Annotated in this window: 6 protein-coding genes and 1 pseudogene; 5 read left to right on the plus strand and 2 right to left on the minus strand. The window is 71.1% G+C overall.

Features of this window, described 5'->3' with window-relative positions:
- Positions 1-190, minus strand: a pseudogene (locus tag AOK22_RS34660) (hypothetical protein); the annotation flags it as partial.
- Positions 183-935 carry a FadR/GntR family transcriptional regulator gene (locus AOK22_RS34665; protein ID WP_055702682.1) on the minus strand — a complete coding sequence of 251 codons (753 nt, stop codon included), beginning with the start codon at positions 933-935 and terminating at the stop codon, positions 183-185. The gene AOK22_RS34665 and the pseudogene AOK22_RS34660, both read right to left, overlap by 8 nt.
- Before the next feature lie 159 nt (positions 936-1,094).
- Between AOK22_RS34665 and AOK22_RS34670 the strand changes: the two genes are divergently transcribed.
- From AOK22_RS34670 to AOK22_RS34690, 5 genes are all read left to right on the plus strand, one after another.
- Positions 1,095-2,105, plus strand: a complete 1,011-nt coding sequence (locus AOK22_RS34670; protein WP_055702683.1) for a LacI family DNA-binding transcriptional regulator — start codon at positions 1,095-1,097, stop codon at positions 2,103-2,105.
- A gap of 127 nt (positions 2,106-2,232) precedes the next feature.
- Positions 2,233-3,639: an ABC transporter substrate-binding protein gene (locus AOK22_RS34675; RefSeq protein WP_055702684.1), complete on the plus strand. Its 1,407-nt coding sequence runs from the start codon at positions 2,233-2,235 to the stop codon at positions 3,637-3,639.
- Complete coding sequence (locus tag AOK22_RS34680) at positions 3,636-4,538, plus strand: carbohydrate ABC transporter permease (RefSeq protein WP_055702685.1); 903 nt, start codon at positions 3,636-3,638, stop codon at positions 4,536-4,538. Before AOK22_RS34675 ends, AOK22_RS34680 begins: the two co-directional genes overlap by 4 nt.
- 11 nt (positions 4,539-4,549) lie before the next feature.
- A complete protein-coding gene (locus AOK22_RS34685; RefSeq protein WP_055702686.1) occupies positions 4,550-5,425 on the plus strand; it encodes a carbohydrate ABC transporter permease in 876 nt (291 codons plus the stop codon).
- A gap of 33 nt (positions 5,426-5,458) precedes the next feature.
- A partial coding sequence (locus tag AOK22_RS34690) for an alpha-amylase family glycosyl hydrolase (RefSeq protein ID WP_055702687.1) occupies positions 5,459-6,694 on the plus strand: 1,236 nt, incomplete at its 3' end.

The raw sequence follows: 6,694 nt of genomic DNA on the forward strand, positions 1-6,694 counted from the left end.
GGCCGGTGGGGAGGGTGGGGTGATCGGGGTTCTCGGGGTGATCAGGGTTCTCGGGGTGGCTGTGCGGATCGGGCCGGTCGGACTGCCCGGGTTCCCCGGGACGGCCGGAGCGGTCGGGTATCGGCGCCATGGACACCTCCGTGTCCTCCTCCGGCACCGACCCCGCCGTGGCGGCTGACGCCTCAGACATGTGCCCCTCCCCGCTCGTCACGGCCGGCGTCACGGCCGGTGCTGTCGTCGTCCAGGGGCTGGTCGCGCAGCGCGGCCATGCCCTCGTTGAGGTGGGCGACCACCGCGGCCTCGGCGGCCTCCGGGTCGCGCGCCTCGATGGCGTCGACGATCGCCTCGTGCGCGTCGAGCTGATGGCGTACCGGGTCCGGCACGGGCGCGGCGACGACGGACTGGAGCGTCTCGCGCAGGGCGTCGCTGAGGTGGGCGTACAGCTCCGCGAGGACGCTGTTGTGCGCGGCGTCGGCGACCGTGCGGTGGAAGGCCATGTCCGCGTCGATGAACGCGGCGGTGTTGCCGCTCTGCCAGGCGAGGGCGCGCTCGGCGAGCGCGGCCCGCAGCGTCGCGAGGTCCTCGTCCGTGCGGCGCCGCGCCGCATGCCGGGCGGCGTCACGCTCCAGGCAGGCGCGCACTTCGTACGCCTCGAGGACGTCCGCCCTGCGCAGCCTGCGCTGCACCGCGGCGCCGAAGTCGCTGCTCGCCCGCACATACGTGCCGTCGCCCTGGCGGGGCTCCAGCATGCCCGTGTGCACGAGCGCGCGGACCGCCTCCCGCACGGTGTTGCGGCCGACGGCGAGCTGCTCCACGAGCAGCGGTTCGGCCGGGATCTTCTCGCCGACCCGCCACTCGCCGTCGGAGATGAGGCTCTCCATCTGGGCGATGACCAGGTCGACGAGGCTGGTCCGCGCGGCACTGCGCAACGGCATCGGTCGGCACCTTCGCTCTCTTGACTCTCCTGGGCGCTCCCGGCCGCCGTCCCGGCGGCCGCGGCTGCCCGCTCACTTTCCGTCAGACATGGGAACATCCCATGTTTCGACCTGTCAAAGCCGCAAACACCGCGCAAGATTTGCACTAATCTTGCGTGCATGACGCGACGACTTGCCCAGGTGGCACAGAAGGTCGGGGTCAGCGAGGCCACGGTCAGCCGGGTGCTCAACAACAAACCCGGCGTTTCCGAGGCGACCCGCCAGTCCGTGCTCTCCGCCCTCGACGTCCTGGGGTACGAACGCCCCACACAGCTGCGCGGCGAGCGGGCCCGGCTCGTCGGCCTGGTCCTGCCCGAGCTGCAGAACCCGATCTTCCCGGCCTTCGCCGAGGTGATCGGCGGGGCGCTCGCCCAGCAGGGCCTGACACCGGTCCTGTGCACCCGGACCAAGGGCGGGGTCTCCGAGGCCGACTACGTGGAGCTGCTCCTCCAGCAGCAGGTCTCCGGCGTCGTGTTCGCCGGCGGTCTGTACGCGCAGGCGGACGCGGAGCACGAGCACTACAAGCGGCTCGCCGCCCGCAAGATCCCGGTGGTCCTCGTCAACGCGGCCATCGAGCGGCTCGGTTTTCCGGCCGTGTCCTGCGACGACGCGGTCGCGGTCGAGCAGGCCTGGCGCCATCTTTCCTCGCTCGGCCACCGCCGCATCGGCCTGGTGCTCGGCCCCGCCGACCACCAGCCCTCGCGGCGCAAGCTCGCCGCCGCCCGCGCGCTGGCCGAGCGGTCCGGGAGCGAGCTGCCCGAGGAGCACGTGGCGCGGGCCATGTTCTCACTGGAGGGCGGCCAGGCCGCGGCGTCCCGGCTGCTCGACGCGGGGGTCACCGGCATCGTCTGCGCGAGCGACCCCCTGGCGCTCGGCGCGGTGCGCGCCGCGCGCCGCCGGGGGCTGGCCGTCCCGGGCGAGGTGTCGGTGGTCGGCTTCGACGATTCCGCGTTCATGAACTGCACCGAGCCGCCGCTGACCACGGTGCGCCAGCCCATCGAGGCCATGGGCCGGGCCGCGGTCGAGCTGCTCGCGCTGCAGATCGCGGGCGGCGCGGTGCCCGCCGACGAGCTGCTGTTCGAGCCGGAGCTGGTGGTACGGGGCTCGACGGGCCAGGCGCCGCGCGACTGAACTCTCATACGCAGCGCTGTCAATTTCTTGCGACTTTCGCGCGACATATTGCGGACTTCTGTGGGCGGTGCTTGAGTGAGCGCCGCCCACAGTGCGTGCCGTTTCCTGTCCGCGAAGGGTCTCCCCGATGAGAAGCTCACGACGCTCGCGCATCCCACTCCTCGCCCCCGCGCTCGCCCTCACCGCGCTGACCGCCCTCGCGGCCTGCGGCACCAGCAGCAGCGCCGGCGGCGGTTCCGGCGGCAGCGGCGGAGGGTCCTCCGACGCCGCCGCGCCGCTGGACAAGAAGACCAAGGTCACGCTCACCATCGACTGCATGCCGCCGGCCGCGGAGAAGGCCGAGCTCAAGCAGTGGAAGGAGGACGTGAAGGCGTTCAACGCGCTGTACCCGAACGTCACGATCGAGGGGAAGCAGACCGACCCCTGCCTGGAACCGCCGCGCTTCACCGCGATGCTGAAGGCGAAGTCCCAACCCGACGTCTTCTACACCTACTTCACGGACCTGAAGCAGGTCCTGGACAACGACGGCGCCGAGGACATCAGCGCGTATGTCACCCCCGAGTCCGTGCCCGCCCTCAAGGACATGGACCCGGACGTCCTCGGCGTCCTCAAGCAGGACGGCAAGCTCTACGGCCTGCCCTACAGCAACTACACGATGGGCCTGCTCATCAACCGCGCGCTCTTCGAGCGGGCCGGGCTCGACCCCGACAGGCCGCCGACCACCTGGAGCGAGGTCCGCGCGGCCGCCAAGAAGATCGCCGCGCTCGGCGACGGCATCGCCGGCTTCGGCGAGTACAGCGCCGGCAACAACGGCGGCTGGCACTTCACGGCCGCCGCCTACGGCCTCGGCGGCGACATCGTCGACAGGAGCGGCACCAAGGCGGCCTTCGACGACGCCACCGGACGGCAGATCGTCGACACCCTCAAGGCCATGCGCTGGGACGACGACAGCATGGGCAAGACGCAGTTGCTCAAGTGGGGTGACCTGCAGAAGCAGATGGCCGCCGACAAGCTGGGCATGTTCCTCGCCGCGCCCGACGACATCACGTACATGGTGCAGAACCTCGGCGCGAAGTACGGGGACTTCGGGATGGGCCCGATGCCGGGACAGAAGGCCACGCTGTTCGGCGGCAACGACTACATGATCAAGAAGGGCAGTTCGCCCGACCGGATCAAGGCCGCGATCGCCTGGATCAACTTCAAGTTCCTCACCCCCGGCAAGGGCCAGTTCGACTGGGCCCGCACCAAGGCCGACGGACTGCCCGTCGGGCTGCCGCAGCCCAACTTCTGGACCGGCGCCACCAAGGCCGACGACGACAAGGCGCGCGCGGCGAGCTCGACCATGCCGGTGGCGAACTTCAAGGCGTTCACCGACCACCCGGTCACGGGCAGGGCGGAACCGCCCAAGGCGCAGGAGGTCTACAAGGTCCTCGACACCGTGATGTCCGCCGTCCTCACCAACCCGGACGCCGACCCCGACAAGCTCCTGAAGAACGCGGCGCGCCAGGTCGACCAGGTGCTGGCCAACCAGTGACCTCCGACGTCCCGCTCAAGCGCCCGGCCGGGCACGCGGTGCGGCGCCAGCTGACCGCGCACGGCTTCCTGATCGGCGCCGCCCTGTGCTTCTCCTTCTTCTCCTGGTACCCGATGGTCCGCGAGGTCGTCCTCGCCTTCCAGAAGAGCGAGGGCGGCGAGACGGTGTGGGCCGGCTGGTCCAATCTGACGTACGTCTTCCACGACCCGGCGTTCTGGCAGGCCTGGCGCAACACCCTGACGTTCACCGGGCTCGCGCTGCTCCTCGGCTTCGCGGTGCCGTTCGTCGTCGCCCTGGTCCTCAATGAATTCCGGCACGGCCGGGGCTACTTGAGGCTGCTCGTGTACCTCCCGGTGATGCTGCCGCCGGTCGCCTCGGTGCTGCTGTTCAAGTACCTCTACGATCCCGGGCACGGCCTGTTCAACCGGGCCCTGGAGTCCGTCGGCCTGCCGGCACAGCAGTGGCTGCAGGACCCCGCCACGGCGATGCTCTCCGTGGTCGTCGCCGCCACCTGGATGAACATGGGCGGCGCGACCCTGATCTACCTCGCCGCGCTCCAGGGCATCCCCGGCGAACTGTACGAGGCGGCCGAGCTGGACGGCGCGGGCGTGCTCCGCAAGATCTGGCACGTCACCGTCCCGCAGACCCGGCTCGTCCTGTCGCTGATGCTGCTCATGCAGATCATCGCCACGATGCAGGTGTTCGTGGAGCCGTTCCTGCTGACCGGCGGCGCGGGCCCGGAGGGCGCGACGCTCACCGTCGTCCAGCTGATCTACCAGTACGCGTTCACCTTCGACAACTACGGCGGTGCGGCGGCGCTCGGCCTGGTCCTGCTCGTACTCCTCGCCGGGTTCTCGGCGGCGTACGCGCGGCTCAGCCGGGCCGGCGGCGAGGACTGAACGGGGATGCCATGTCGACGAGAACCCTGATCTCCCCGGCCCGACTGGGCCGACCACGGGGCAGGTTCCTCTACTGGACCGCCTTCGTGCTGGTGCTCGGCCTCTTCACGCTGGTCTTCATCGGTCCGCTGTACTGGATGGTGACCAGCGGCCTCAAGTCGCCCCAGGAGTTCGTGCGCACGCCGCCCACCCTGGTCCCCGAGAGCGTCCGCCCGGGCAACTACGCGGACGCGTGGGGCGTGCTGGACCTCGCCCGGCTGCTGCTCAATACCGCCTACTACGCGCTCGGGGCGCTCGCGTTCCAGCTCGTCCTGGACGTCACGGCGGCGTACTCGCTCTCCCGGCTCAGGCCCGTCCTCGGCAAGGCGATCCTCGGCGCGATGCTGGCCACCCTGATGATCCCCGCGGCCGTGCTCGTCGTACCGCAGTACCTGACGGTGCTCGACGTGCCGATCGTGCGCCGCAACCTCGTCGACTCGCCCTGGGCGATCTGGCTTCCCTCCGTCGCCAACGCCTTCAACATCTTCCTGCTCAAGCGGTTCTTCGACTCGATCCCGCGCGAGCTGCTCGACGCGGCCGCGATGGACGGCGCGTCGCCGCTGCGCACCCTGTGGTCGGTGGTCCTGCCGGTCTCGCGGCCGGTCCTCGGCGTGGTGTCGATCTTCGCGGTGGTCGCGGTCTGGAAGGACTTCCTCTGGCCGATGCTGACCCTGCCCGACCCGGGCAAGCAGACCGTCAACGTCGGCATCTACTCGCTGGCCGCCAGCGTCCCCGAGAACTGGCTGCTCGCCGCCCTCGCCCTCGCCTCGGTGCCCACGCTCGTCGTCTTCCTAGTCTTCCAGCGCCACATCATGAGCGGCCTCACCGCGGGCAGCCTCAAGGGCTGATCCCGCCCCCGCCTCCCCGAAAGGAACCGTCACGTGGCAGTCACCCCCGCGCCGGACGCCGCCTGGTGGCGCTCGGCCGTCATCTACCAGGTGTACGTACGCAGCTTCGCGGACGGCGACGGCGACGGCACCGGAGATCTCGCGGGCGTCCGCGCCCGGCTGCCCCACCTCGCCGAACTGGGCGTCGACGCCCTGTGGTTCAGCCCGTGGTACCTCTCCCCCATGGTCGACGGCGGCTACGACGTCGCCGACTACCGCCTGATCGACCCGTCGTTCGGCACGGTCGCGGAGGCCGAGAAGCTGATCGCCGAGGCGCGGGCGCTCGGGATGCGCACGATCGTCGACATCGTCCCGAACCACGTCTCCGACCGGCACGCGTGGTTCCGCGCGGCGCTGGCGGCGGGCCCCGGCAGCCCCGAGCGCGAGCTGTTCCACTTCCGTCCGGGCCGCGGCGCACACGGCGAACTGCCGCCCAACGACTGGCCCTCGCAGTTCTCGCCGACCGCCTCGACGTGGACCCGTGTTCCGGACGGCGAGTGGTACCTCCATCTGTTCGCACCCGAGCAGCCGGACCTCAACTGGGCGCATCCGGCGGTGCGTCGGGAGCACGAGGACGTGCTGCGCTTCTGGTTCGAGCGCGGTGTCGCGGGGGTGCGGATCGACTCCGCGGCCCTGCTCGCGAAGGACCCTGCCCTGCCCGACTTCACCGAGGGCGTCGACCCGCACCCCTTCGTCGACCGCGACGAACTCCACGACATCTACCGCTCGTGGCGGACCGTCGCCGACGCGTACGACGGGGTCTTCGTCGGCGAGGTGTGGCTCCCCGACGCCGAGCGCTTCGCCCGCTATCTGCGCCCCGACGAGCTGCACACCGCCTTCAACTTCGCCTTCCTGTCGTGCCCCTGGGAGCCCCGGGCCCTGCGTACGTCCATCGAGAGCACGCTCGCCGAGCACGCGCCGGTCGGCGCCCCGGCGACCTGGGTGCTGTGCAACCACGACGTGACGCGCACGGTCACGCGCTACGGCCGGGCCCACACCGGCTTCGACTTCGCCGCCAAGGCCTTCGGCACCCCCACCGATCCGGCCCTCGGCACCCGGCGCGCCCGCGCGGCCGCGCTGCTCTCCCTGGCCCTGCCCGGCGCGGTCTATCTCTACCAGGGCGAGGAACTGGGCCTGCCGGAGGCCGAGATGCCCAGGGAGCTGATCCAGGACCCGATGCACTTCCGGTCCGGGGGCACGGACCCGGGCCGCGACGGCTGCCGGGTGCCG

This window comes from Streptomyces silaceus (assembly GCF_001419745.1).
Classification (GTDB): Bacteria; Actinomycetota; Actinomycetes; order Streptomycetales; family Streptomycetaceae; genus Streptomyces; species Streptomyces silaceus.